The sequence below is a fragment of the Shewanella sp. SM21 genome (assembly GCF_025654335.1).
GTDB classification, from domain to species: domain Bacteria; phylum Pseudomonadota; class Gammaproteobacteria; order Enterobacterales; family Shewanellaceae; genus Shewanella; species Shewanella oncorhynchi.
In genome coordinates this window covers 243,401-268,973 of record NZ_JAKKRL010000009.1, presented here as the reverse complement: position 1 = coordinate 268,973, position 25,573 = coordinate 243,401, and the positions used below count along the sequence as shown (strand labels likewise).

Annotated in this window: 21 protein-coding genes and 1 pseudogene; 7 read left to right on the top strand and 15 right to left on the bottom strand. The window is 45.4% G+C overall.

What is annotated here, in order from left to right:
• Nucleotides 1-89: 89 nt before the first annotated feature.
• Together purD and purH are read right to left on the bottom strand one after the other, a co-directional pair.
• A complete protein-coding gene (gene purD / locus L5L94_RS14415; protein WP_263163744.1) occupies nucleotides 90-1,388 on the bottom strand; it encodes a phosphoribosylamine--glycine ligase in 1,299 nt (432 codons plus the stop codon).
• Between the two features lie 70 nt (nucleotides 1,389-1,458).
• The gene (purH, locus tag L5L94_RS14410; RefSeq protein ID WP_263163743.1) at nucleotides 1,459-3,057 is read right to left on the bottom strand and encodes a bifunctional phosphoribosylaminoimidazolecarboxamide formyltransferase/IMP cyclohydrolase; all 1,599 of its coding nucleotides are present in this window, start codon (nucleotides 3,055-3,057) and stop codon (nucleotides 1,459-1,461) included.
• A gap of 352 nt (nucleotides 3,058-3,409) precedes the next feature.
• Here purH and zntR point away from each other — a divergent pair, with 352 nt between their 5' ends.
• Nucleotides 3,410-3,910 carry a Zn(2+)-responsive transcriptional regulator gene (zntR, locus tag L5L94_RS14405; RefSeq protein ID WP_131524203.1) on the top strand — a complete coding sequence of 167 codons (501 nt, stop codon included), beginning with the start codon at nucleotides 3,410-3,412 and terminating at the stop codon, nucleotides 3,908-3,910.
• A 2-nt stretch (nucleotides 3,911-3,912) separates the two neighbouring features.
• The gene (locus tag L5L94_RS14400; protein ID WP_263163742.1) at nucleotides 3,913-5,418 is read left to right on the top strand and encodes an SO_0444 family Cu/Zn efflux transporter; all 1,506 of its coding nucleotides are present in this window, start codon (nucleotides 3,913-3,915) and stop codon (nucleotides 5,416-5,418) included.
• Between the two features lie 163 nt (nucleotides 5,419-5,581).
• Here L5L94_RS14400 and L5L94_RS14395 read toward each other — a convergent pair whose 3' ends face one another.
• Nucleotides 5,582-6,283 (bottom strand): pseudouridine synthase, encoded by a 702-nt coding sequence (locus L5L94_RS14395; RefSeq protein ID WP_263163741.1) that lies wholly within the window; start codon nucleotides 6,281-6,283, stop codon nucleotides 5,582-5,584.
• 261 nt (nucleotides 6,284-6,544) lie between these two features.
• A complete protein-coding gene (locus tag L5L94_RS14390) occupies nucleotides 6,545-7,711 on the bottom strand; it encodes an MFS transporter (RefSeq protein ID WP_131524206.1) in 1,167 nt (388 codons plus the stop codon).
• Between the two features lie 599 nt (nucleotides 7,712-8,310).
• On the opposite strand from L5L94_RS14390, the gene L5L94_RS14385 reads away from it, so the two are divergent.
• Complete coding sequence (locus L5L94_RS14385; RefSeq protein WP_131524207.1) at nucleotides 8,311-9,711, top strand: DASS family sodium-coupled anion symporter; 1,401 nt, start codon at nucleotides 8,311-8,313, stop codon at nucleotides 9,709-9,711.
• Nucleotides 9,712-9,875: 164 nt separating this feature from the next.
• On the opposite strand, the gene L5L94_RS14380 is transcribed toward L5L94_RS14385, so the two are convergent.
• A complete protein-coding gene (locus tag L5L94_RS14380; protein ID WP_131524208.1) occupies nucleotides 9,876-10,310 on the bottom strand; it encodes a hypothetical protein in 435 nt (144 codons plus the stop codon).
• A 57-nt stretch (nucleotides 10,311-10,367) separates the two neighbouring features.
• Nucleotides 10,368-10,790: a thioredoxin TrxC gene (trxC, locus tag L5L94_RS14375; protein ID WP_131524209.1), complete on the bottom strand. Its 423-nt coding sequence runs from the start codon at nucleotides 10,788-10,790 to the stop codon at nucleotides 10,368-10,370.
• Nucleotides 10,791-11,024: 234 nt separating this feature from the next.
• Here trxC and L5L94_RS14370 point away from each other — a divergent pair, with 234 nt between their 5' ends.
• Complete coding sequence (locus tag L5L94_RS14370) at nucleotides 11,025-11,360, top strand: FKBP-type peptidyl-prolyl cis-trans isomerase (RefSeq protein ID WP_263163740.1); 336 nt, start codon at nucleotides 11,025-11,027, stop codon at nucleotides 11,358-11,360.
• A gap of 142 nt (nucleotides 11,361-11,502) precedes the next feature.
• Nucleotides 11,503-12,480: a diguanylate cyclase domain-containing protein gene (locus L5L94_RS14365; protein ID WP_131524210.1), complete on the top strand. Its 978-nt coding sequence runs from the start codon at nucleotides 11,503-11,505 to the stop codon at nucleotides 12,478-12,480.
• 125 nt (nucleotides 12,481-12,605) lie between these two features.
• Here L5L94_RS14365 and L5L94_RS14360 read toward each other — a convergent pair whose 3' ends face one another.
• From L5L94_RS14360 to L5L94_RS14345, 4 genes are all read right to left on the bottom strand, one after another.
• A complete protein-coding gene (locus tag L5L94_RS14360) occupies nucleotides 12,606-12,950 on the bottom strand; it encodes a cytochrome c3 family protein (protein WP_131524211.1) in 345 nt (114 codons plus the stop codon).
• Between the two features lie 69 nt (nucleotides 12,951-13,019).
• On the bottom strand, nucleotides 13,020-14,699 hold the full coding sequence (locus L5L94_RS14355; protein WP_219250989.1) for an FAD-binding protein: 1,680 nt from the start codon (nucleotides 14,697-14,699) through the stop codon (nucleotides 13,020-13,022).
• Between the two features lie 441 nt (nucleotides 14,700-15,140).
• Nucleotides 15,141-16,877, bottom strand: coding sequence for a tannase/feruloyl esterase family alpha/beta hydrolase (locus L5L94_RS14350; protein ID WP_263163739.1), 1,737 nt, complete (start codon nucleotides 16,875-16,877; stop codon nucleotides 15,141-15,143).
• Between the two features lie 140 nt (nucleotides 16,878-17,017).
• The gene (locus tag L5L94_RS14345) at nucleotides 17,018-18,256 is read right to left on the bottom strand and encodes an OprD family porin (RefSeq protein WP_263163738.1); all 1,239 of its coding nucleotides are present in this window, start codon (nucleotides 18,254-18,256) and stop codon (nucleotides 17,018-17,020) included.
• Between the two features lie 279 nt (nucleotides 18,257-18,535).
• Between L5L94_RS14345 and L5L94_RS14340 the strand changes: the two genes are divergently transcribed.
• A complete protein-coding gene (locus tag L5L94_RS14340) occupies nucleotides 18,536-19,255 on the top strand; it encodes a FadR/GntR family transcriptional regulator (protein WP_113939236.1) in 720 nt (239 codons plus the stop codon).
• On the opposite strand, the gene L5L94_RS14335 is transcribed toward L5L94_RS14340, so the two are convergent.
• From L5L94_RS14335 to L5L94_RS14315, 5 genes are all read right to left on the bottom strand, one after another.
• The gene (locus tag L5L94_RS14335; protein ID WP_105250374.1) at nucleotides 19,252-19,656 is read right to left on the bottom strand and encodes a DUF1850 domain-containing protein; all 405 of its coding nucleotides are present in this window, start codon (nucleotides 19,654-19,656) and stop codon (nucleotides 19,252-19,254) included. The two genes, L5L94_RS14340 and L5L94_RS14335, sit on opposite strands and share 4 nt — an antisense overlap.
• 45 nt (nucleotides 19,657-19,701) lie before the next feature.
• Entirely contained in the window at nucleotides 19,702-21,735 is a 2,034-nt protein-coding gene (locus L5L94_RS14330; protein ID WP_131524216.1) for a TRAP transporter permease, read from the bottom strand.
• Between the two features lie 108 nt (nucleotides 21,736-21,843).
• Nucleotides 21,844-22,800 (bottom strand): TAXI family TRAP transporter solute-binding subunit, encoded by a 957-nt coding sequence (locus L5L94_RS14325; RefSeq protein ID WP_263163737.1) that lies wholly within the window; start codon nucleotides 22,798-22,800, stop codon nucleotides 21,844-21,846.
• Nucleotides 22,801-23,079: 279 nt separating this feature from the next.
• Nucleotides 23,080-23,202 (bottom strand): hypothetical protein, encoded by a 123-nt coding sequence (locus tag L5L94_RS14320; RefSeq protein ID WP_105250371.1) that lies wholly within the window; start codon nucleotides 23,200-23,202, stop codon nucleotides 23,080-23,082.
• A 365-nt stretch (nucleotides 23,203-23,567) separates the two neighbouring features.
• Nucleotides 23,568-25,064: a DUF853 domain-containing protein gene (locus L5L94_RS14315; RefSeq protein WP_263163736.1), complete on the bottom strand. Its 1,497-nt coding sequence runs from the start codon at nucleotides 25,062-25,064 to the stop codon at nucleotides 23,568-23,570.
• A gap of 259 nt (nucleotides 25,065-25,323) precedes the next feature.
• Here L5L94_RS14315 and L5L94_RS21830 point away from each other — a divergent pair.
• A pseudogene (locus L5L94_RS21830) lies at nucleotides 25,324-25,563 on the top strand (hypothetical protein).
• The last annotated feature ends 10 nt before the right edge of the window (nucleotides 25,564-25,573 follow it).

Sequence of the window (25,573 nt, the reverse complement as noted above, 5' to 3'; positions counted from 1 at the left end):
ATTGAAAATCATGATGTTATATTTTACGCGCGTCAAAAAACAGGCACAAAAAAACCGGCTTATTGCCGGTTTTTTAATAGAGATATTAATTAATCTTGCTGTTCACGTGCGATTGCGCGATAACCAATATCGGTACGGAAATACACATCATCCCAGTGGATTTCATCAACCAATTTATAGGCGGCTTTTTGCGCTTCGGTGACTGTGTTACCCAATGCCGTCGCACACAATACGCGACCGCCGTTGGTAACGACGTGGCCGTCTTTCATCTCAGTGCCCGCATGGAATACTTTACCGTCGTTATCGCCAAGGCAGAGACCGTCAATCACATCAAATTTGCGATACTCATCTGGGTAACCGCCAGCGGCTAATACTACGCCCACTGCTGCGCGCTCGTCGTATTCAGCGGTCACTTTATCTAACTCGCCACGGGTGGCGGCTAAACAGAGTTCCACTAAGTCAGACTTTAACCGCATCATGATTGGCTGAGTTTCTGGATCGCCGAAGCGGCAGTTGTACTCGAGCACTTTGGCGCTGCCATCGGGTGATATCATCAAACCCGCATACAGGAAGCCCGTGTAGATATTGCCTTCTGCCGCCATTCCATCAACCGTCGGGCGAATCACGTTTGCCACAGTCCAATCGTGTACCGCTTGGGTTACCACAGGTGCTGGCGAGTAAGCGCCCATGCCGCCAGTATTTGGGCCGTAATCGCCGTTATCACGGGCTTTATGATCTTGGCTGGTGGCCATTGGTAGAATATTCTTACCATCGACCATCACGATAAAGCTGGCTTCTTCGCCCTTGAGAAACTCTTCAATCACTACGCGCGAACCCGCTTCGCCAAACTTGTTACCGGCGAGCATGTCATCAATTGCGGCATCGGCTTCGGCTTGGTTTTGGGCGATGATCACGCCTTTTCCGGCGGCTAAACCGTCGGCTTTGATAACCACTGGATAACCCGTTGTGGCCGTTAATTCACGCACGAAAGCTTTGGCATCGCTGATTTCAGTGCAGTTTTTATAACCCGCCGTAGGAATATTGTGGCGGGCTAAAAAGTCTTTAGTGAAGGCTTTTGAACCTTCGAGTTGGGCTGCGGCTTTAGTTGGGCCAAAAATCGCTAAACCTGCGGCGTTGAAGGCATCGACGACACCGATAACGAGTGGTGCTTCTGGGCCGACTATGGTCAGTTCAATCTTATTAGTTTTCGCAAAATCGAGCAGAGCAGGGATGTCGGTGGCGCTGATCGCCAGATTTTCAACATTAGGTTCTAGGGCTGTGCCCGCATTACCGGGTGCTACATAAACGGTAACAACTTGAGCCGATTGAGCGGCTTTCCAAGCTAGGGCATGTTCGCGGCCGCCGCCACCAATGATTAACACTTTCATGGTTAAAACTCCCACACATCGCAAAGGAAAAGGCCCTAATCGCTAGGGCCAAGTTTGATTTAAGTTGTTATCAATGACGGAAGTGGCGCATGCCTGTCATCACCATGGCCATGCCGTGCTCGTCTGCTGCTGCGATGATTTCAGCATCGCGCATTGAGCCACCCGGTTGGATGATGCAGCTAATGCCCGCAGCCGCTGCGGCATCGATACCGTCACGGAAGGGGAAGAAAGCATCGGATGCCATTACAGAGTTCACCACTTCTAAGCCTTCATCGGCGGCCTTGATGCCAGCGATTTTCGCGCTGTAAACGCGGCTCATTTGGCCTGCGCCGACACCGATAGTCATGCCGTCTTTGGCATAAACAATGGCGTTAGATTTAACGAATTTCGCCACTTTCCAGCAGAACATTAAGTCTTTCAGTTCGCTTGCAGTTGGTTGACGTTTAGAGACCACTTTGATGTCTTCTAAACCGACCATGCCTTGGTCGCGATCTTGCACTAGTAAGCCGCCGTTAACACGTTTGTAGTCTAAGGTTTGGGTCTTAGTGTTCCACTGACCACATTCCAATAAACGCACGTTGGTCTTTTTCGCAACCACATCGCGCGCCGCTTGGCTGACGCTTGGGGCGATAATCACTTCAACGAATTGACGCTCAACGATAGCGCTTGCGGTGGCAGCATCTAATTCGCCGTTGAAGGCGATAATGCCACCGAAGGCTGAGGTTGGGTCAGTTTGATAAGCGCGGTTATAGGCATCGAGTAAGTCTTTACCTAAGGCCACACCACAGGGGTTAGCGTGTTTAACGATAACACAGGCGGGTTCCAAGAATTCTTTTACGCACTCAAGGGCGGCGTCGGTATCGGCAATATTGTTGTAAGACAAGGCTTTGCCTTGCAACTGAATCGCGGTAGCCACAGAAGCTTCATCAATTTTAGTGTCAACATAGAAAGCCGCTGCTTGATGGCTGTTTTCGCCATAGCGTAAGTCTTGTTTCTTCACTAATTGGGCGTTGAACGTGCGTGGGAACTTAGAATCAGCAAAGCATTCGTCCGTGCTGTGTGCAGGAACCATAGTACCGAAGTAGTTGGCGATCATGCCATCGTAACCCGCAGTGTGCTCAAAGGCCGCAATCGCTAAGTCGAAACGCGTCGCATGGGTCGTGCTGCCATTGTTAGCCGTCATTTCTGCAAGTACGCGATCGTAATCGGCCGCATTAACGACTATGGTAACGTCTTTGTGGTTTTTTGCCGCCGCGCGCACCATAGTTGGGCCGCCAATATCGATATTTTCGATAGCGTCTTCTAAGGTACAACCGGCTTTAGCCACAGTTTCAGCGAAGGGATAAAGGTTAACCGCAACTAGATCGATGGCATTGATATTGTTATCGGCCATCACGCTTTCATCAAGACCGCGGCGCGCCAAAATGCCGCCGTGCACTTTAGGGTGCAGCGTCTTAACGCGACCGTCCATGATCTCAGGGTGTCCTGTGTAATCAGATACTTCGATAACAGGCACGCCGTTATCCGCTAACAAGCGAGCGGTGCCGCCAGTTGATAACAATTCTACACCTTGGGCGTGAAGTGCTTTGGCGAACTCGAGAATTCCGGTTTTATCTGAAACGCTTAACAGCGCGCGACGAATGGGTCTGGCATTATTTGCAGCAGTCATTTGGGTACAGGGTCCAGTTATTTTAGTTTCAAGGATCTTTCGGAAAACAGAACAGCCTTAACGCTGTACTGCTTTCCAAAAGTCCCTTGGTCCTATTTTTACTTTATTAGCTAACTTTTTATCCCTTCGTCACAGCGCGCGTATTCTAGCGTAAAACTGCATTTACGGGTGTTTTTTCTGCGTGATTTCACAATATTCATATCAGAACAAAGCGGCATTGCCATGTTGGCTTTCAGTAAAGTTAAAATTACCTCTTGACCTTGGAGTAGGCTCCAAGGTTTATACTTGCATTATTGAGTTGTATGCTGGAAATGATCCCTGAGTTGTGGGCTATTTCGCAAAGGATGAAGACATGTATCGTATTGGTGAATTGGCGGATTTATGTGAGGTGAAAGCCGACACGTTAAGATTCTACGAGAAGCACGGCCTACTCGCGCCGTCGAGCCGTACTGAGTCTGGTTATCGAGTATATACCGAGGCCGATGCTGCGCGATTACGCTTTATTTTACGGGCTAAAGCTGTGGGTTTTACCCTCAATGAAATCAGTGAATTGCTGTCAATTGAACTCGATAAATCTAACCGAGTCTGTGCCGATGTAAAAGGCATGGTTGATTGTAAATTGGCTCAAGTACAGGCCAAAATTGCTGAGCTGAATCATTTTCAAGCGAGTTTACAAAGCTTGTCTGATGCTTGCTGTGGTGGGCCACGTAGCGCCGAACATTGTTCTATTTTAGAGGCGTTGGAGTCCAGCACTGAGCGGGTACGCGTTGAGCATCACTCTCATAATGTAAATCAGTACCAAGCGCACCAGAATCATCACGGCAAAGCCATTTATGAAGAGTCAGGGAATTAATTATGTTACTGAAGAATTTTATTGATCTGTTTTTAGACTCGGCGCCTTGGTTGTTACTGGGCCTGATTTTAGCTGGGTTATTAAAAGTATTCGTGCCAATGGCGTGGATGCAAAAGCAGCTCGGTGGTCACGGTTTTAAAACCGTAGTGAAAGCGGCGCTGCTTGGCGCACCTTTACCTTTGTGTTCTTGTGGCGTTATTCCCGCAGCAGTTGGGCTGCGCCGTTCTGGTGCATCTAAAGCGGCCACCACCTCCTTTTTAGTCTCAACCCCTGAAACGGGCGTCGATTCCATCGCGGTTTCTTATGTGTTACTTGGTCCCTTTATGGCAATCATTAGACCGATTGCGGCCATTACCAGTGCGATAGTGGCGGGCTTACTCGTTGGTCGCGATGATGACGATGGCAAGTCAGTGGTTAAGGTAGATACTCAATCAGATAAGCCATTAGAGGGTGAGGAGTCAGTGGCGTCTTGCTGTGCCTCAAAATCAGTGGCTCAGCCAGAGATGGTAAAAGCCGAAGCGGTTAAAAGCTGCTGCTCATCGACTACGCCTACGATAACGCCCGTAAAGTCTTCCTGCTGTGGTAATGACGGTGTTGATGCTCCTGCAGCCGAGCCAAAGCCGAAGATCAAAATGACGCCTATGGCGGCGCCGAGCTTAATGGCAGGTTCTTCAAGTGTTATGGCTGTTGGCGGTCAAACCATGGGATCTGTTCAAACTATGGGTTCTGTGGTTAAGGTTAACGCTGCGAAAGCAGAAAGCGTGGGGTCATGTTGTGGCCGTCAAACCACAGAGCCTGAAAAAATAGTGGTGGTGAAAAAAGGCGCTTGCTGTGGTGGCAGTGCTAAGGATGCTGAGCAGGTTAGTGCTAACACTGCAGGCGATAGCTGCTGTGCGTCTACTCAAGATATGGCGACTGAGTTTAAGTCGCAATCGGTACTCAGTCGTGTTGGAATTGGTCTTAAATATGCGGCAACGGATTTAGTGCGTGATACTACGCTGTGGCTGCTAGTGGGCTTATTTTTCGCAGCTTTGGTACAAACCTATGTGCCGGCTGACTTTTTAGCTAAATGGGGCGATGGCATTCTGGCTATGCTAGTGATGGTGCTCGTTTCTGTGCCTATGTATATTTGCGCGACCGCATCGACACCGATTGCCGCTGGATTATTACTGGCGGGAGTGTCACCGGGTGCTGTACTCGTGTTTATGATGGCAGGTCCGGCAACCAATATCGCGACTTTAGGCATAGTGGCTAAAGAGCTAGGTAAACGTGCGCTGTGGGGCTACCTTGGCGGTGTGATTGGCGTGGCCTTAGTGGCCGGTATGTTGGTCAATTATCTGGTTAATAGCTTTGGTTTTGTGGTGATGCCACAAATTGGTGAAGAGCACCAAATGTTACCCCAATGGTTAGTGGCAACCTCTGGCATAGTGCTGGCGTTACTCATGGCAAAAGTGGTTTTTGAGAAGATCCCAAGAAGCTGGGTTCGCCGCAACGATTGCTGTTCTTAGTCGATTCATATTCCGCTAAGCAGTATCAAACAAATAAACATCCCAGTGTTGTTGCTAACACTGGGATTTTTTATGGGATTGAATTGCAAACCTATCAGTATTTGTTTGCTTTTTTAACGTCGATAAACGTAGGCGGCCTGTCTGCTTCAGCCCTGTTAATCAATTAGGATGTGAAGGAGCTTATCTCCGCCAAGGTTAAGTTGCGCCATTTCCCTACATCGATTTCTAAGGCCACTGCGCCAATTTGCGCCCTGTGTAGGGCAACCACTTTATTGCCCACGGCGGCAAACATCCTTTTGACTTGATGAAACTTGCCTTCGGTGAGCGTGAGTAGCACGGTTTTTTCATCCACTTGCTGCAGTGTTGCTGGCAGAGTGAGGGCGGTTTCGCCCTGTAGATTTAGCCCTGCGGCAAACTTTGCGGCTATGGCTGCAGTCGCTTCGCTGTTGAGTGGATCTCGCAGTTGGACACGATAGATTTTTTCGCACTGATATTGAGGCGAGATAATATTAAACGACCAGCGGCCATCGTCAGTCAGTAGCACTAAGCCTGTGGTATCAGCATCTAGGCGGCCTACGATGTGCAGGTCAAATGCGCGATCGATATCGAGCAGATGAAATAGCGAAGGGTAGGCTCCATCCACATTTGAGCACAAGGTATTAGCAGGTTTGTGCAACATGATATAGCGAGATGGGCGTGGCGCTAGCGGCTTTCCATTAAGGCTGACAGTATTATTTTCATGCACTTGCATTGCGCAGTCTGTCGCGATAGCGCCATTGACTGTCATTGAGCCACTAAGAATGGTGACTCTTGCGGCTTTGCGATCAAGATCTGTGCTTTTACAGAGGAATTTATCGAGGCGCATAGTGAAATCTCAGGAAAAACAATCAGCACAGGTGTTTAAGTAAGCTGCATTATCGCGACTTAGGGAGGATAAGCAACTGCCCTGTCTGAATGTTAAAACTAAGCGTACTGATTTTTAACGTTATGACCTTTGTGGATCATCTTGCTGTTCGTTTTGTATTGATTTGACCGCAGATGTTTTCTATTTGAGCCACTCGATGAGCATATCGTTCATTAAGTGGCTGATTATTGAGTCGCAGTGCAATGTATTTTATGGGACTTGTTAAGGCGAGGAAAAACTTGGCTTAGTGTTAATAAGTAATTGAGCAAAAATGTAAATACTGCTCAGAATACAACATATGCCTAAATACATGAGTAAGCCGAACTCCGTTTGGCCAAAACTGCTGGCCACTAATGGGCCTATCACTGACCCCACCGAATAGCTCAGCAGCATCACTTGAGTCGCTGAAACAATTTGGTTAGCAGGCAAGTCGTCACAAGCTAAGCTGATTGCAATCGGGTAAAGGGCAAAAGCGCTGGCGCCAAGCAAGAGAAATCCAATAATCAGTGTCATATTTGAATGCTGAGTGAGTAGCAATAATGCTGCGACACCCAGTAGGCAAAAGCTTACTATCAAGCCACTTTTATTAACTCGAGGAGATAAATAACTGACTAAAGGTTGTACCAGCATGCCACCTACAATGATGAGGGCCATAAATTGTCCTGTTTGCTGATCAAGCCCCATATCCAGTGCCACATAGATGGGAAGTAAACCATAGATAGGGCCAAGCAATAATCCAGAGACTAAACATCCCATAATGGCAGGCTGACTTAGGTTTTTTAGCGCAGACAATGACATTGATTGTTGTTCGCTTACCTGAGGTTGACCACGTTTTACCAGTAGTGCGGGTAAACTTGCCGCGGCTAATAATCCCATGATCACTAGGTAAGGTAGGTTGCCCTTTGTACCTAAATAATCAATGGCTAATTGTCCTAAGGCAGTGCCTCCATAAAGCGCTGTCATATAAAGTCCAAGCCGCTTAGCGCGTTGCTTTTGGGTATCGGCCATTAATAGCCATGATTCAACCACCACAAAAATTCCTGCAACCGCAAATCCCGCTATAAGTCGAGAGGCTAACCAGACTCCACTTTTGGGGATTAATATCATAGCGACAACGCTGCAAAGAAGGATATTCAAAAAAAGGATAAAGGCTTTACTGTGGCCGATACGGGCAACAACAGGAGCAATACAAGGCGCCCCCAGTAATAAACCTAAATAAAAAATACTGGCCAGTAATGGAGCAAGTGAGGTGCTGAGTTCGAAAAAAGTGAGCGACAGTGGGATTAAGCTCATTAAGTAGCCTGATGCCAAAGCAAACAAACTTAACCCTGCTACTGGGACGAAAAGGCTGGGCTTTTGAGCCGACTGAGTTAAGGCAATTTTTTCCACGGCGGTTCCGAAAACAGACAAATATTATACGCTAGGCGGGGTTGCGGTCGCGACTTTAGGCTGGATCGCTGACAGGGTAAAGTGAGTTAGATTGACTGTGGTGGTGAATAATATTTGTGTTTACTATTCATGTAGATATTGGGTTTTCTATGTTGCCTTGTTGCAATACGTTTGTGTTGGTCGCTTGCTGTTCACTGCGTCGCAGTTTTAGTGCACATTCAACGATACCTAGATTCGATTTAGCGCTACACACATTCAATTTTGGAGAATAATACCTAATCCTACCAATGATCAGAAGGTATGATTAATTAGTTGATTATCACCTTGGTAGAAAGTGTGGCGTGATCTATGTCTCAGTTTTAAACATTAATTAAATTACAACGTGGGCAAGGTTTTGTTCGATCTTTGTCCGTTTGAAATTTTAAAACAAAGGTGTCGATCAGAATTTGGTGATTATTGTCGCTAATCGGCTATTTGTGCGTGCTGGCTCAGCAATAAATGTTGTTGCCAAGTGATAAAATTACAAAATAAACCGCTTTGCCAAGTGTGATCTATGCCCTAAATTTGCGTCAAAATAAAATGGTATTAAGGTTGTAACCATGTCTTTAACAGATTCAAGTAATGCTCCACCCAATAAAGCTCCCGTCAGCGAGGGGCTCGATAAGAAAAAAATGCTGATCCTAGTGGCAGATATTGTGCTGTTATTTGCACTTTATTACGGTTTACCTTTCGAACAAGGGGTGAATACTGGGCTGGCCATTTTGTTCTTCGCAGCGATTCTTTGGCTGACCGAAGCGATTCACATCAGTATCACTGCGATTCTCGTTCCTATACTCGCCGTATTCTTTGGGGTGTTTGAAACCAAGGAGGCGATGAGTAACTTTGCCAATCCCATCATTTACTTATTCTTTGGTGGTTTCGTATTGGCTGCGGCCTTGCACCATCAAAAGATTGATACCCTCATAGCGCAAAAGCTGCTGCTAGCCTCTAAGGGCAAACTCAGTATCGCCTGTTTGATGCTGTTTGGAGTAACTGCGCTGCTATCGATGTGGATCAGCAATACCGCGACCACGGCGATGATGTTGCCATTGGCACTCGGGATTTTGCAGCAGCTCGACCGCGAAAAATACCACAGCACCTATGTATTCCTTCTGCTCGGTATTGCCTATTCAGCCAACATCGGCGGTATCGGTACTTTAGTGGGTAGCCCACCGAATGCGATTGCTGCGGCTCAAGTGGGCTTAAGTTTTAGTGATTGGCTGAAGTTTGGTATTCCAACCGTTATCCTCATGCTACCTATGATGTTGATTGCCTTGTATTGGTATTTTAAGCCTGATCTTTCTGCCAAATTCGATGTGAATGTTGAAGCTCAGAAGCTGACATTTCAGGGGAAATTTACTCTGCTTATCTTCCTGACTACCGTATGTTGCTGGATTTTCAGTGTGCCGTTAGCCAAGGCATTAGGTGGCATCACTCAGTTTGACACCATAGTCGCCTTAGGGGCCGTCGTTTTACTCTCGGGCTTAGGTTTGGTCGGCTGGAAGAAAATTGAATCGACCACAGATTGGGGCGTACTCATATTGTTTGGTGGCGGTTTAACACTGAGCGCAGTACTAAAAACGACTGGCACCAGCGTATTTTTAGCTCACTGGATGACAGATATTTTCGGTAGCACTCACATGTCGTTGTTCGTCTTTGCTGTGATTGCTTTTGTGGTGATGTTGACTGAATTTGCCAGTAATACCGCAAGCGCTGCACTATTAGTGCCTGTATTTGCTGCGATTGCTGAGGCATTAGGCATATCGCCTGTAATGTTATCTGTGCTGATTGGTATTGCAGCTTCTTGCGCCTTTATGCTGCCGGTGGCGACACCGCCCAATGCTATCGTTTATGGTTCTGGCCATATCAAGCAATCGGAAATGGTGCGAGTGGGTATGATCATCAACTTTATCAGTATGATAGTCTTGGGTATTATCGCTCATACCTTCTGGGATATTTAACACTGATATAGTTCATGGCAACTTTGTGTTTCAACGTTGCCGCTAGAATAGTATTCGCCTTATGAAGAGCATAGGGCGGATACGCATTTTGTTTTTAGCAGAGTCGTTGTACCGAGTTTTTGGGCTTAGTGTTTCGAAGCTTACTCTATGCTTATGTTTTGCACTTAATTTGAGGTTAAGTTGCGACTAAAAGTATTTGCGCTATAAATTGCTTGATGTTGATAACGTAGATAAAAGATTTCTTTTACGTTGATGATATCAATCTGTTCAATATCATTTTTATATAATACGGGAGTGGTATCGCCTTCAGTGACAGTAACTGCTTGTAAAATAATAGGCTTATCTGTTGTGGCAAAAAACACTTCTGCTTGCTGTAAATTCTCGGAAAGATAAACATAAGCTGTCTGCGGCTCGGCAGAATTATGATCACTGCGAGTAAAGGCTATCCCTTGCTCGAATGGGCGAATGCATTGCTGAGTTTCATCGTTCCAAGTCCCTCCCTTGTCGAGACAAGTATCAATTGTGAGATGTTGTTGTAAACCCCATCCTGTCACCACTAGCAAGAGCACTGCACCCAGTAAGAACATTGCTTTTTTCAATTTTCGTTACCTTTACAAATTAGCTCGGCTGAGCGGTTGTATCTTAGCTCAATCCTATTATTTATAGGCATTTAACCATTGGTTTAACGCTGAGGAGGGCAAAGCTCCGGCTTGCTGGGCGAGTATGTGGCTTTGTTTAAAAATCATTAAGGTTGGAATAGATCGAATATTAAATTGAGCCGCGAGGGCTTGCTGTTCTTCAGTATTGATTTTACCGAAGCGAAATTGAGGCTCCCAAGTTTTAGCTGCTGCAGAAAATATGGGCGCAAAACTTTTACAGGGCCCACACCAGCTGGCCCAAAAGTCAACGACTAGGGGAAGCTCTGATTTATTAGCATGGTTGGCAAAGTTTGCGCTATTGAGTTCAATTGGCGCAGCCGTAAAGACACTGAGCTTACATTTACCGCAAGTGGGTTGTTGGTTTACACGCTCATCGGGAACGCGGTTTAACGTATCGCAATGGGGGCAGGCAATAATCATGGCAAAGCTCCAAAATAAAACGTTTATACGACTTATATATTGGGCTAACCGACAGTAATTTAAAGGGCGAGTGATGATGTTATCGCCCATGATGACCTTATTATTAAGGATTAAGCAGTGAACCGAGCTGCAGAAATGTTTAGATTGCGCCGACAAGCCCGCTCGTCGGTGATAAAATCCTGCGCAAAGTTGAATATCACGCCCTAAGTGCGAACAAGAAAAGAGAATGAAGATATGACTGAATTAGAAGTAATCGATCTGCAAGTGGGCGAAGGAAAAGAAGCGGTAAAAGGCGCACTGATCACTACCCTATATCGTGGATTTTTGCAGGATGGTACCCAATTCGATTCATCCTATGATCGTGGTCAGGCGTTTCAATGTGTAATTGGTACTGGCCGTGTAATTAAAGGCTGGGATCAAGGTATTATGGGGATGAAAGTCGGTGGCAAACGTAAGTTGTTAGTCCCAGCTCACTTAGCCTATGGCGAGCGTCAAGTGGGGGCACATATCAAACCAAATTCTGATCTCACCTTTGAGATCGAATTGCTCGAAGTGCTGACTCGCGACTAAGCGTGACAGGACTGCGAGAGTCTGTGTAAGCTCAATTGAGCCAATATGATTCTGGCTCATTTTGCACTCTTCGCTATGTTGCTTCGGCATTGGGTGATTTACACTGGACTCAATTTTCCCACTTAATGGAAAGAGATTTGTCGTGGCTTCGGATACTGCAGCAGAGTTAATTGCGCAACTTCAGGCTGAGATCGCTCAGCTAAAAAGTGAAAACGCTCATTTAGCGGCGTTGAATTATCGTGCCGAAGAAAAACTCTTTGCGGCCCTCGATGGTAATGGTTTATGTCTATGGGAACAGCATATTCCAAGCGGAAATTTAACCATATTTAACATGCGCTGGGGTGAAATGCTCGGGTTTAGTCCTGAAGAGTTTGCTGCCCATGTTGATATCTGGAAAAGTAAATTACACCCCGAAGATAAAGAATGGGTGATAAAAGCCTTTGAAGATCATGTGAATGGTCAAGCCGATTACTATCAAGCAGTTCACAGAATGCTACACAAAGATGGCAGCATAACCTGGGTGTCCGATCGTGGGCGTATTGTCGAGCGCTTAGCTGATGGAACACCACTGCGAATGATGGGCAGCCATATCGATATTACTCAAGAAAAGCGCTACGAAATAGATTTAGCCCGTTTAGCCCACAGTGATCCACTCACCAACTTAATGAATCGCCAAGCTATTGCCAAAGTATTCGATGAATCTTCGCTACCAGGTATTCGCGGTGCGTTATTTTTTATCGACCTTGATGGTTTTAAAGCGTTAAATGACCGTCACGGCCATAAGTTTGGTGACAGCCTGTTGATGCACATTGCGCATACTTTGGTATCTCACGCAGGTGAATTCGCGCAGATCGCACGGTTAGGTGGCGACGAGTTTGTGATATTACTGCCGTCATTTGATCGTGAATCTTTAGGGGCGCTCGCACAATCTTTGCTCGATGTTTATCAAGATAAATTCCTGCTAGAAGGTTGTGAAGTAGAGGTAGGCCTGAGTATCGGTATTGATATATTTGGCTATGGTGATAGTTTTGCCGAGAGTTGTGATCGCGCGGATGCCGCCATGTATCGCGTGAAACACCAAGGAAAGCATGGATATTGTTTTTATCAGTCGCCGGAATAATGATCCAAGCCTGCTGATCTTAGTAATACTTCATTTAGATTTGATTACAGTGCCTTATTCGAACAAAAAACCACCTTTAATGGTGGTTTTTTATTTTTTAGCTTTTTAAGCTTAGTGTCATCAGCTTATGGAGTTACAAAATTAAATGGTTGATGGCAACTGACACAATAGTTTTCAGATTTTTTGTGTACATGGTGGCACTTACTGCAATCAGTTTCGGTGTCGAAGTGGCGATTTTTATGGGGATTGGTTGGTTTTACATCCGCCGTTTTTTCCGCTAATTTCTTAGTGTTGTGGCATTGTACACACTTGAGCATAGGGACGGCTTGTCGTTCTTCTGCACCATGGCAGCTTGTACATTTAAGCCCTTTCGCCATATGAGTTTGATCGAGTAAAGTACTCTCTTTAGCGAACGCGCTGCCAGCGAAAATACCCAAAATAATAGCCAATATAATTGTTAAGTTTTTCATTGTTTGATCCCATTATTCATTTCACAGGATGCCAAAATGTGAGGCATCCATTATTGATGACTATGTGTTCTATAGTTTTGCTACATATTTGCCCGCTAAATAGCCGAAGGTATAGCAGCGACCTAAAGACAAGCCAAATACCGTTAATGGGTAGTCAACGCCACCGTAGAAACCTGCGCCTAGGTTACCAACAATGAATAAACCTGGAATTTCCTTACCATCGGCATCAAGTACTTGGTGGTTGTCGTTAACGAGAATTCCTGAACATAAAGTAGAAATACGCATACGACGGTGAATACCGTAAAACGGTGGTTTGAGCACTGGTACCATTTTGCTTTTAGGTTTACCGAAATCCTCATCTTTACCTTTTTTGCACAGCTCGTTATAACGGTTAACGCTGGCAACAAAGGTTTTTGGATCGCACTCTAACTTCACAGCCAATTCTTCTAATGTGTTAGCTGAATGGGTGTTGATCAAAGAGGGAAATACTCCTGTTTTCTCACCAGGAACTTCAGGCATGTAAACTTTAAGCTCTTCAGGAGAATAGAGGTGGCCAGGCCAATCCTTCGCTTGCGTCATATAGTCAGAATCAAATACTTGTGAGTAATGCCCCGCATTCTGCTCATCTTTCAAGTAGTTATTCATTAGAGACATCTCAACCTTCTCATTCACAAAGCGCTCACCTTTACGGTTTACCGCTAAGAATGGCATGTCACACATGGAAGCCGGGCCGGCATCGAAGTCGTGCAACATTTTGGTATGTCCAACAGGTTCAATAACGCCGCCAGCCCAATAGGCCATAGCAAAACCGTCACCAGTACGATCCATTTGTTTACGTTCAAAGTTTTTCAGTTCGGGGATGAAGAAGTCACACATGGCTTTGTTATTTTGATAGTCACCAGAGGACAGAATGACACCTTTCTTCGCCATGTATTTGTGGTACTTACCATCACGAGTTTGAGCAATGACGCCGATGACTTTTCCTGACTCATCCTGAATTAATTGTTGTGCAGGAGTATTAAAGAAAAACTTAACGCCTGCTTTTTCTGCTGTTTTAGCTAATGCGCGCATAGCATCACCCGTGGTGTAGGGTTTAGGGCCGCAGAAAGAAGTGATAAAATTTAAACGGTCATCAGTATCAGCAATTCCGCGAATACCGTGCTGCACTTTGGTACCTTGGTCAACAATCTGGCCGCCACCTTGTTTCACTCTATCGATAACCCAAGTGACAGCTTCACCTGAATTGTAAGCCCATTGCTTAAGAAGACCGGGATGTGAACGGTGCGCGTTATCCGCCATTAAACGGCTAACTAAAGCTTCAATTGCTGATTTATCACTGTTTTTCAGGTCAATCCCTGAACCAGTGTTTCCTTGAGAGACTGGGATGGCTTGCTTTTGTAAACACGCAACGGTTGCACCACTTTCTCTGGCTGATAGAGCCGCAGGCACACCAGAAGCTCCAGCACCGACGACGACAACATCAAAGGTTTGGGTTGTTGCAATATCTTTATCAGCAATAGGTTTTGGCTTAGGTAGAAAATTGAGCGTTGCGCCGCCAATTTCGCCATATTCAGTGCCAACTTGAAGTGGTGCCGCACTCGCTGAAGCAATACCAAGACTTGCAAAGGCTAAGCCACCACTTCCCACTGCAGCTCGAGTTAGGAAACTTCTTCGAGATATACCATTCTGAAGCACGCTAGCAGTGTATTGATCGATTTCTTTCGGTTTCTGTGAATGCTCTTTACTCATTTTGATACTCCTTGGGTCCTCATTGCTAAGGTCGATATGACATCGTTAGCAACGACAATGGATCTGGCCATAACCGCATGTGATTTGTTTGCTTTAAAAACTAGAAGTGCAGTTGCGTGAAAGTGATTAAATTCTCATTCATTAACAACATACGTTTAAATGTATGACATATGACAATAAACCAAAAGAGGTATTAATTACATCTTTGCAGTGCTTCACAAAATGCTGGCATTTTGAGCGATGAATGTGATTATTCTTTTTAAAACAATCTAATATAGGACTTTATTGAATGAATAAGTTTGGCGACGTGGGAAATATGAGCGTCTGATTTTATGCATGTTTAAGTAGTTAACAAATAGGGACTATTTATAAATAAACATGATTTGAGGTAGGCCACTTCAATATTGTTGAGGTGGCCTTTGGGCTTTAATGCCTTGGGTATTATTTAGGTGTTACACAGGTAAAATTGGCGGCATCTTCAACATTACCTATACCATTGTATTTTGCGAATTGGGGGTATGGGCAGAGGACCCGAGTTCTGCTTTTTGACCAATCACTGGGTAGTTCGGCATTTTCAGGGCGGACTGAAGCCGTGATGTTTTGGGGTTCGACTCCTTTTTCAACCCAGTCAACCAATGCGCGGATCATGTTAAATTTATCTGTGGTAGGACCGCTGCCGCAATGATTCATCCCAGGGATAAGGAATAAACGGGCGAAGGTTTCTGCGTGCCCAGCATTGGCCTCGGCTAATTCGTTATACCAGTTCACTGTATCATTGGCTGAAAATACGGGGTCAGATGTTCCATGGAACAACATCATCTTAGCGCCGCGATTTTTTATGACCGAAAGATCCGTTGGCTGGGGCGGTGTCATAAAGTCTATACCCGATTCGGAGTAAATCGAATCCGTGGCATAGATCCGTTGGGTATCCTCATCCATGCTAAATGATTGCACAAATTCCAAACTGGATTGTTCAGTTGCACCATTAAAGGGAGTTGGTGGCGAGCTAAAAATAAAACCAACGGCACCAGGGTCTCGATTGAGCGCCATGTTATATTCCCAGGAAGCCCAACCTGATGCGCCGATACCCGCATCATATGGGAAGTCAGTATAAATGGCTTCACCTGTCTTGCTGTTATGGGGCCCTGCCATGATATTGCCGAGTACCTGCTTTTGCTCTGCTGTTAAGCAGGTATTATCTCTGTCACTTGAACAGGTTGGAACATCACGTTCAAGGTCAAAGGTCTTTTGACAGGAATAGGTGTCGGTAATAATGCCATCGCTCACGCCGTCAAGGGCATCACACTGCTCGAGGACTTTTTGGGACACGAGGGAGAATTCTTCAGGGGTAATGGCGGTTTGTAGTGTGGCTAAAATATCAGGACCATCAAATTCAACCAGCTTTGAATACTCTTGAACACCATACATTTGCGCTACTGCAGCTTTAGGTAAGTTAAATCCAGGGTTGCCTACCAGAACGCCATCGTACATATCGGCAAAACGACTGGCCGCGACCATAGTGTGTCTACCACCGTTAGAACAACCGGCAAAATATGATCTATCAGGTTGTTTACCATATGCTTTTTTTATTAAAGCTTTCGCCATTGGCGTTAACTCGGCCACAGCATTGTAACCATAGTCAAGCCTTGCTTGAGGATCTAAACCAAAGAAAGGGGTTGGTGCTGGATGCCCCATATCAGAACTTATCACAGCGAACCCTTCATTGAGGGCGGCAGAATCTGGGCCTGCGGAAAACACTAAGCGGCCAACCGCCTTAGCGATCGAACCGTCGAGGCCGCCATTGGCTTGATAATAGAATCGACCATTCCAGTTAGTGGGTAAACGCATTTCAAAGCCGATCGCATAGCGGGTTTCTCCCGCAATGCCAGTTCCCATCCTTTCATTCATATAACCCGTCACTAAACAATGTTCTGGTGCTCGGTAACGTTCAGTAGCACTATATTCAACATTGCCAGCCGCAATAATTTGTGAGTTCGTTATCACAGTATTTTTGAAATTATATTGTGAAGCAATTTCACTACATAGATTCAGTGTGGCGGGTGTGGCCGAGGCTAACTGTGGTAATGGGGTTTCGGCGTTATCGTTATTTCCACATCCGCTAAATAAAAAACATGACATAGCAACGGCTGGAATAAGTAAGAAATTCTTTGTTTCCATTTAATCTCAATCCTTAAGTCAAAGTGTTTACCGCAACTTTTACTTGGGTATGGGTAATTTTGCGGTACAAAAATTGGGTGTATCGAACAAGGTTGATACACCCATATAAGTTTTGGTGCAGGGGAGTTAAAACTGATGAACTATTTACCTAAGGCAAATTTATAAGTGACATATAAACGCAGATCATCAAGATCTTCAGCTTGATCAAAATCGACCATGGCATAACGCGCCTTAAGGCCTAGGCCCGATAATATGCCTGAAAATTTATAGGCGATTGAAAAGTTTGTTTCATTAAAATCTGACGCAGTCCCCTCTGGCACATCGTACTGCCCATAAAAGGCATAGGCTTCTAATCCACTCGCCCCTAATTTTTCAAAGTCATAGGCCAGCTTTAACGCGTTGACCTCTTCATTCGCCCGTGCAGATTGATATACCTGTTGAATGACCACTTTTTCATCGCCCCATGGGGTCAGCACTGTGTCATCCCCGGTTTTGGCGTACATATAAGTGAGATCTGCCCCCGCCAATTTGGCGCCTAGATGGAAGCCATATTGATAGGTATCGAGTGGGCCGCCGGTTTCTTCACCAGTGGCTTGTTGTGTTAAATAAGAGGGGGTTAAGTACAGATTAGTCGCACCTAACTGAGTGGATAATTTCACTTTGGCATAGGTTTGATTGAAAACATCTTCCATGCTGTAGTGCCAAAGATGGGCTTCAGTTTGGACTGTCTTAAAGGGCAATTGATATTTAGCACCTAGGGCATAAACTGGGTTATCGGCAACATCTGCCACAATACCCGCTCTTGCTAATTCGCTTTGTACCGCCTCTTTTACGGATACGAAGCTATTATCAGACCAGCCCATGGAATCTGTAATATAGAGTGCTGATAACGTTAGATTGTCAACACTCTTATTTTCTGCTGAAAAGCCGCGAAAAGTTCGTGGGATCGCACGAATGTCATGGGGATTCATCATTGGTGTGCGCAGTTCTTGTGCACCTAATTTGAATTGAGTATCCCACCAATTACCTTGGACAAAATACTCCTGTAAACGGTTGACGTTGTCATGATCGCCAGCGGCATCGCGAGCAACTAGGCCGTAGACATCATCTGAATCATTGGTCCAAATGGGATTTGCAGATGCGAAGCTGGTCCCAAAACTGAGGCCATTCACTTTTGCGGTATTGTAATAAAACAGTCCGCCAAATGACGTATCGTGTTTAGTGTTCGTCGTATTATCAAAGTCACGGGTAAAATCGAATAAGCGTAATTCCCCTTTTAACGTACCTTGGCTAAACATTTGATCAATGCTGGTATCTGCTGTAGCTGGAATCGCTAGCGTAGATAGCACAAGCAAAGATAAATAAGATTTTTTCATCATCATCTTCCCTATTATTAGTAAGCCCTGATCAGAATTGTCTGAGCTAGTTAAAGAAATTATGTTTAACATTCTTAGGTTAAATGTATGACGTATGGCTAATGCCGACAACGAAGTTAAGATGAATATGAGAAACTAGTTACGAAATTCGCACAGATGTTACTTGGATCAACAAAGATGAATGTTTTTTAATCACTAATGTAGGAAAGATGAGAGTACTTTTTCTGCGTTAATGCGGTTTTATGCTAGTATGGCGACACTAAGCATATTTGGGATAATCAAGTGCATATCTTCAAGCCAATTAAGCAGATAAGAGCATCGAGTGAAGTCGGGCAGCAACTGAAAAATGCTATTTTAGACGGCGAATATAAGGCTGGCGATAAATTACCCTCTGAGCGCGAATTAATAGAATTATTTCAAGTTAGTCGCACTGTGGTGAGAGAGGCGATCAAAAGCCTCGAAGCGGGTGGATTAGTGGAGATTCGCCAAGGTGCAACAGGCGGCGCATTTGTTAAGCACTTAACCTTTGAACGTTTAAGTGATGCTTGCCAAGATTTATTTCTAATGGGGAAACTTTCCCTTCCTGAACTGTGTCAAGCACGCATGCTGATTGAGCCGCAAGTGGCTAGAATGGCTGCTAAAAATTGCACTCCAGAGCAAGCTAAAGCTTTGCAAGAGGCGAATAGTCATGAAAGTGACTCATTGGCTTATCCCGAAACTGTCATATTGCGATCTCAAGTACATTATTTGCTCGCTGAAATGTCTGGAAATCGCTTTTTAGAAGCGATCGTAAAATCCTTGTTGGTTTTATTAAGTAATCAAACGACTAAGTTTCAGCCACCGACTGATGAAATTCATCCTTTAGGTTTGCATGATGTCATTGTCGAAGCGGTTATCGCAAAAGATGGGGCGAAAGCTGAGGCCGAAATGTTTGCACACCTTGAGGATTTTAATCGGCGCCTAATAGAAATTGAGCGTAAATATATGGATAAACGCGCTTAAGGCAAAGAGTTGCAACCCCAAAGTTCAACCGCGGCTGTTTGTTTGTTGGGTACGCCAATCCAATGACTCATGGCTTGGCATTGCACTTTTCCTGAGATTTGAGTGAAGCAAAGTTCAAAATCCCCTGCTTCGGGCGTGCGACCTAAGCGCAACACAGGCAAAATGGGCAGCTTGGGCTGATAATGCCAGCTGCCATTTTTAAGATAGGCATCATCTGGGATTTCCATTCCAGCACCCGTACCTTTCACTCTTGCTTCGACCAACACTAATCCTTGTGGCGTGACGTTATAGTCTTCCTCCCAGCGAATTTTTTCTATGCTGTGGTTCCATGCCAAGGTGAAGTTGTCTGTGGGCACTTGGGCCCACAGTGTGCCCGCTAGGCCTAAACACAGGCCTAGCATCTGTTTACCTTCAAAGACTGATTAACGACCAATAATCTCAAGAGTTTATCCTTGCTCTGCGAGACGTTTGAGTTTGCGTGCTCGCCAGCTGTGTTGCACGATAAATAGCAGTGCGAGCCCAAAGCCAATTTCATCACTCAACGGCGTAGCAAGAATTAAGCTAGCACCTGCAAGGAAGCCGATAACGCGTTCCCACCAGTAGAGTTTTTGTAATAGATATCCGGTAAAGATGACGCCCCAAATACCAATACCCACAGTCGCTTTTAGCAAGACAAACCCAGTGGCTAACCAGCTATCACCTTGAAGCATCAAAGCGGGATCGTAAACCGCCATAAAGGGGATCACAAAACCTGCAATGGCGATACGGATTGCCCAAAGGCTGATCTTAAGGCCTGATTCCTTAGCGATTGGCGCCGCGGCAAAACAGGCTAAGGCAACGGGAGGCGTGAGATCGGCCATGATGCCGAAATAAAATACAAACATATGCGACACAATCAGTGGCACACCGAGGTCGAGTAATGCGGGAGCGGCAATCGAGCTAGTAATAATGTAGTTAGGGATTGTGGGGATCCCCATGCCGAGTACTAGGCAAGTGACCATAGTTAACACGAGTGATAAGAACAAGTTATCTTGGCCAACGGCAAGAATATAGCTCGCGAAGGTCGAGGCAATTCCTGTCAGTGACACTATGCCGATAATCACACCGACTAAAGCACAGGCGATACCCACAGGCACGGCATGACGGGCGCCTTCTACCAGTGCATGCAAGCAGATGGTGAGAGTATCTCTGCCGCCTTTAATAAACCAACAAATGGCGACTAATAAGGCGATAACCCCAAATACGACCCCGATCCCGAGTTGGAAAAAGCCAGCGCAAAGGATGCCAAGGGCAATCCAAAAGGCAATGCGCATTGCCATTGAGGAAAGCCGCAGTACTATGGCTGAGCCTAAAATTACTATCGATGTGAGGGCGAGTCCTACCATGCCTGAGAACAGCGGCGTTCTACCCGAAAACAGCAAGTAGACTAAAATAAACAAGGGGATAAGGAGATACCAACGCTCTTTAATTGCCGCCCATGGATTAGGGCACTGATCTTTAGGCAGACCACAGAGATTGGCGCGTTTGGCTTCTAAATGCACCATCCAAAATACGGAGCAGAAATAAAGTAGCGCAGGGATCAATGCCGCTTTGGCTATCTCGATAAAGGGGACGTTAATGGTTTCGGCCATGATAAAGGCCACCGCGCCCATGATCGGCGGCATGATTTGGCTGCCCATACTCGATGTTGCCTCTACCCCGCCGGCGAAGGCAGGGCGATAACCGAATCGTTTCATGAGTGGAATGGTAAATTGGCCCGTTGTGACCACGTTGGCAACACCTGATCCTGTAATCGTCCCCATCAATGCCGATGACACTACTGCAACTTTTGCAGGACCGCCGAGCTTGTGGCCAAATAATCCCATGGCAAAGTCGGTAAATAAACGGATCATTCCGGCTTGTTCTAAAAAGGAGCCGAAGAGAATAAACAGGAATATATATGTCGCCGACACATAGGTTGGTGTGCCGTATAGCCCTTCGGTACCGAAGGCTAATTGATTGATGATCTGATCGAATCCATAGCCGCGGTGCATTAAGTCACCGGGTAAATACTGGCCAAATAAGCCATACATCAAAAAGATGCTACAGATGATAGGTAGCGCCCAGCCCATGACTCGGCGCGCTGCTTCAAACACTAATACGATCAAAGTGATACCTATCACTATATCCGCATCGGTCAGATCGCCTGAACGTTGAATTAAGTCGGCTTCGAAATACCACTGATAAGCCGCTGTGGCCATACCTGCTAGACCGAGTAGCCAAGCGAGTGGCTGCCAAGGCTGAGATTTTCCTCTAGCGGGATAACTTAAAAAAACCACTAACAGTAAAAAGCCCACATGGGTGGCACGCAGTACTTGAGTCGAGACGGGATGAAAAGCGGCAGTGATGATTTGAAAAATAGAAAAAATTAAGGCTGTATAAAATAGAGCCTTGGGCCAATCGCCAGTATTGGCGCTGAGACCTTGTTGGGGATCACTCATATTATGCCTCACAGCATTAGACTACAGAGATGATATAAACGAGATGCCGTTATTCAACGGCATCTCAATTGCTTAGTTTGGAATAGGATGCACAGATATCAGTAAAACTTAGAGTGCACCAACTTCTTTGTAATAACGTTCTGCACCTGGATGCAGTGGTATTGGCAGATTTTTCGTCGCTTTATCTACGCTGATGGTCTTCGCGGCGGAGTGCGCGTTACCGAGTCGGTCTAAGTGCTCGAACATGAGTTTTGTCATCTGATAGGCTAAATCATCCGATACACCGCTTTGAGTCACCAGTAAATTTTGAATGGCGACGGTAGAAACGTCGGTGGTTTGGCCTTCATAGGTCGATGCTGGGATCACGCCATGTTGATAGGCGGGATTGTTAATCTTAGCGATCACATCTTCTGGAATTTCAACAAAGTTGATTGCCATAGTCGCAGCTAAGTCACGGATAGCTGCCATGCCGAGACCGGAAGATTGTAAAGTGGCGTCTAATTGACGATTTTTGATTAGCTCAACGGATTCGGCATAGGGTAAAAACTCGACTTTCCCCATGTCTTCATAACTTAATCCCGCAGCCTTGAAAATCGATCTGGCATTGAGTTCTGTCCCTGATTTAGGGGCACCCACTGAGATACGTTTTCCTTTTAAATCAGCCAAGGTTTTAATGCCAGACTCTTTATTGGCGACGATTTGAATGTAGTTAGGATAAGCCGAGGCAAGTACTCGGATTTTATCCAGCGGCGTTTTAAAGCCTGCATCAATATCACCTTGATATGCTGCTGCGACTGAATCACCTAAAGCGAATGCTAATTCACCACGACCCGCTTGCAATAAATTGAGGTTTTCTACCGAGGCTTTAGTTGCTTGAACTGAGGTTTTAGAACCTTCGATTCCTGTGCCGTAGAGTTGCGACAGCGCAACGCCAATAGGGTAATACACACCACTGGTGCCGCCTGTGAGAATGTTGATAAAGGCGGGGGCAGCAGCCATAGCGGCAGCACTGAGTGCGAGGGTCACTGCTGCGCCGACGGCGACAAAACGTTTTTTGATTTTCATTATGAAATATCCTTATTTTTTATAGTGTTATGTAGGGTCTTTCGAGCGGTAAATACCGTAATCAGCTCAATATAACTACATAAAACCTGGAAAAGGTCAATTAGGCTATAGTCGATAGCTGCTACTTTTGTATCACAAAACTGAGATCTGAGACTGTTTTGAGCAAGGTTGTATTGTGAGGTAAACCTTGGTTGGTTCAATGAAGCGGGCAATAAAAAGGGCTAACCTAAGTTAACCCTATTTGTGTTATTAGAGGACAAACCTCCTAATAACAAGACACTATTTAGTGTTATCTAAGAAACCTTTAGTTGCGTTTTTCGCATGTTTTGCTGCTCTTTTCTCTTTAGGAGACATCAGCGGTTGTTTCTTCGATTCTTTACGGTTTTTTTGCTCTTTACTCATATAAAACTCCATGTACTCTTTGGTTATTCATCAGGCTAATCATGTAAGCCGTACTTAATTGAACCTATTCCATGACGTCCTGATTGAAGCGAAATTTTTATCTCAAATTACAACATTTTAAATTACAAATATCTAAAATCATTGATAATTATCTGTGAATTTATTTGCCTCAATGAGCGATTACAGCAAAATAATCTTATCACCGAATTCCGTACCATGATCCATCTATCACTTAGAATAATTAATGCTAATGCTAGCGTTAACCTGTATAAGAAATATGCGAACAAGGACACAGTACCTCTATTTTCGTCATTGTTTGTGGTTTTAGTGGGCCCTAATTGGAGGCATAACTAAGTACCATATGCCTAACGTCGGCTCGATTTACCTAGCATGCCACCTAATATACCGCGCAAAATTTGTTTACCTAATTGGCTGCCAACCGTGCGTGCCGCTTGTTTTGACAAGGTTTCAGCTAACCCTTGGCGGCGCTTATTACCAAAAATAAGTTCACTGAACCAACCTTGTTCTTCGGCTTTTTGGCCCGTTTGCACATCACTTGCTGTGGATGTGGTGTCGCTGGTGGCGTTACCAACTCGTCTTTGGTTAAGGCGTTCGTAGGCCGATTCGCGGTTGATTAACTGATCGTATTTACCTCCAATCGGGCTTTGGGCACGGACTTGTTGTAACTCCTCACTTGTGGCGGGTCCCATGCGGCAACGTGGCGGTGCGATGAGTGCGCGCTCGACCATAGTTGGCACGCCTTTGTCGGCTAACATAGACACTAAGGCTTCACCTACAGCGAGCTGGGATATGACGTCGCTAACAACCAGTTTGGGGTTAGGCACAAAGGTTTCGGCGGCGGTTTTAACGGCCTTTTGATCCCTTGGCGTGTAAGCTCGCAGGGCATGTTGAATACGATTACCTAATTGTCCGAGAATTTCGTTTGGGACATCATCAGGAAATTGCGAGCAAAAATAAACGCCTACGCCTTTTGAGCGAATTAGGCGCATGATCTGTTCGACGCGTTTTAATAGACTCGGTGGGCAACCCTCAAAGAGTAAATGCGCCTCATCGATAAAAAACACTAGCTTAGGTTTTTCGGGATCGCCGACTTCGGGCAGATTCTCAAATAATTCTGAGAGTAGCCATAGCAAAAAACTTGAATATAAACGGGGAGTTAAAATCAGTTTGTTTGCTGCTAATAAATTGATAATGCCGCGTCCTTGCAAATTAGTGCGCATTAAATCTTCAAGCTGTAACGCGGGTTCACCAAAAAAGTCTTTGCCGCCATCGCGCTCTAATCCTAGTACCGAGCGTTGAATCGCTGCGAGGGATTGGGCGCTGATTAAACCATATTTGGCGGAGATTTCTTTGCGTTCCTCGGCAACTAAGGCCAGCATGGCCCGCAGATCATCTAAGTCGAGCAGTAATAACCCTTGGTCGTCCGCCAGTTGAAAGACTATGTCTAAAATACCGTTCTGGGTGTCATTCAATTCTAAAATTCGGCCGAGTAAGGTCGGGCCCATTTCGCTGATGGTGGTACGCAGCGGGTGGCCTTGAACGCCCGCTAAATCCCATAACACTACAGGATTGGCTTCGTTGTGATAATCCTCAATGCCAATTTGAGTTGCCCTTTGTAACAGCTTTTCACTTGGGGTACCCGCCATCGCTAGACCCGAGATATCGCCTTTAACGTCTGTGATAAAAACCGGCACGCCTTGGCGTGAAAAACCTTCGGCAATACTCATCAGCGACACGGTTTTGCCTGTCCCTGTGGCACCGGCAATTAACCCATGGCGATTGGCATACTTAAGATTTAAGTGAACCTGTTGTTCACCTTTTCCTATTAATAGCGTATTCAAAGGCATTCCTTATGTTAACGGTAGGGCTTATATTGGAATCGTTGCAGCATCCTTATTTAAGCCACTGTGTATCTAATCCACTTTAGTGTCGTCGTTCATGCGTATAAAAATTCATCATTGAGTGTTGGCCTTAGCGTAATTTATGTCAACATGGGGTCTGAATAAGCTTGATATCACTTAGCAAAAATGTGTGATTGGCAATATGGGCGTTACCTATGAATGAGGTGTGTTATTTGGGTCATTCACTGAGGCGTGCTTGATGGTGAAATTCCCTTTGATTATGCTGCTCTTGTTCTTTACTGTGCTGACATCTGTCTGCACCGAATGAGTCTGTGGTGCAAGAACCTGTGTTGAATCTTATGAGCCTATGCGAGATAAACAGCGCTGTGTTGCTGAGGCGGATAAAAACCTTTATTTGTATGAAAAATTAAAAGCATTAGAAGAAAAGCAACGGCTGAAAATGGCCATAGAACAAGCCACTCAAAAATCGTTAATGTAGAAAGGATATC

Coding starts and splice junctions, on each gene's coding strand:
- purD (WP_263163744.1), bottom strand. CDS start 1,388: ATGAAAGTGTTAATCATTGGTGGCGGCGGCCGCGAACATGCCCTAGCT.
- purH (WP_263163743.1), bottom strand. CDS start 3,057: ATGACTGCTGCAAATAATGCCAGACCCATTCGTCGCGCGCTGTTAAGC.
- zntR (WP_131524203.1), top strand. CDS start 3,410: ATGTATCGTATTGGTGAATTGGCGGATTTATGTGAGGTGAAAGCCGAC.
- L5L94_RS14400 (WP_263163742.1), top strand. CDS start 3,913: ATGTTACTGAAGAATTTTATTGATCTGTTTTTAGACTCGGCGCCTTGG.
- L5L94_RS14395 (WP_263163741.1), bottom strand. CDS start 6,283: ATGCGCCTCGATAAATTCCTCTGTAAAAGCACAGATCTTGATCGCAAA.
- L5L94_RS14385 (WP_131524207.1), top strand. CDS start 8,311: ATGTCTTTAACAGATTCAAGTAATGCTCCACCCAATAAAGCTCCCGTC.
- trxC (WP_131524209.1), bottom strand. CDS start 10,790: ATGATTATTGCCTGCCCCCATTGCGATACGTTAAACCGCGTTCCCGAT.
- L5L94_RS14370 (WP_263163740.1), top strand. CDS start 11,025: ATGACTGAATTAGAAGTAATCGATCTGCAAGTGGGCGAAGGAAAAGAA.
- L5L94_RS14360 (WP_131524211.1), bottom strand. CDS start 12,950: ATGAAAAACTTAACAATTATATTGGCTATTATTTTGGGTATTTTCGCT.
- L5L94_RS14355 (WP_219250989.1), bottom strand. CDS start 14,699: ATGAGTAAAGAGCATTCACAGAAACCGAAAGAAATCGATCAATACACT.
- L5L94_RS14350 (WP_263163739.1), bottom strand. CDS start 16,877: ATGGAAACAAAGAATTTCTTACTTATTCCAGCCGTTGCTATGTCATGT.
- L5L94_RS14345 (WP_263163738.1), bottom strand. CDS start 18,256: ATGATGAAAAAATCTTATTTATCTTTGCTTGTGCTATCTACGCTAGCG.
- L5L94_RS14335 (WP_105250374.1), bottom strand. CDS start 19,656: ATGCTAGGCCTGTGTTTAGGCCTAGCGGGCACACTGTGGGCCCAAGTG.
- L5L94_RS14330 (WP_131524216.1), bottom strand. CDS start 21,735: ATGAGTGATCCCCAACAAGGTCTCAGCGCCAATACTGGCGATTGGCCC.
- L5L94_RS14325 (WP_263163737.1), bottom strand. CDS start 22,800: ATGAAAATCAAAAAACGTTTTGTCGCCGTCGGCGCAGCAGTGACCCTC.
- L5L94_RS14320 (WP_105250371.1), bottom strand. CDS start 23,202: ATGAGTAAAGAGCAAAAAAACCGTAAAGAATCGAAGAAACAACCGCTG.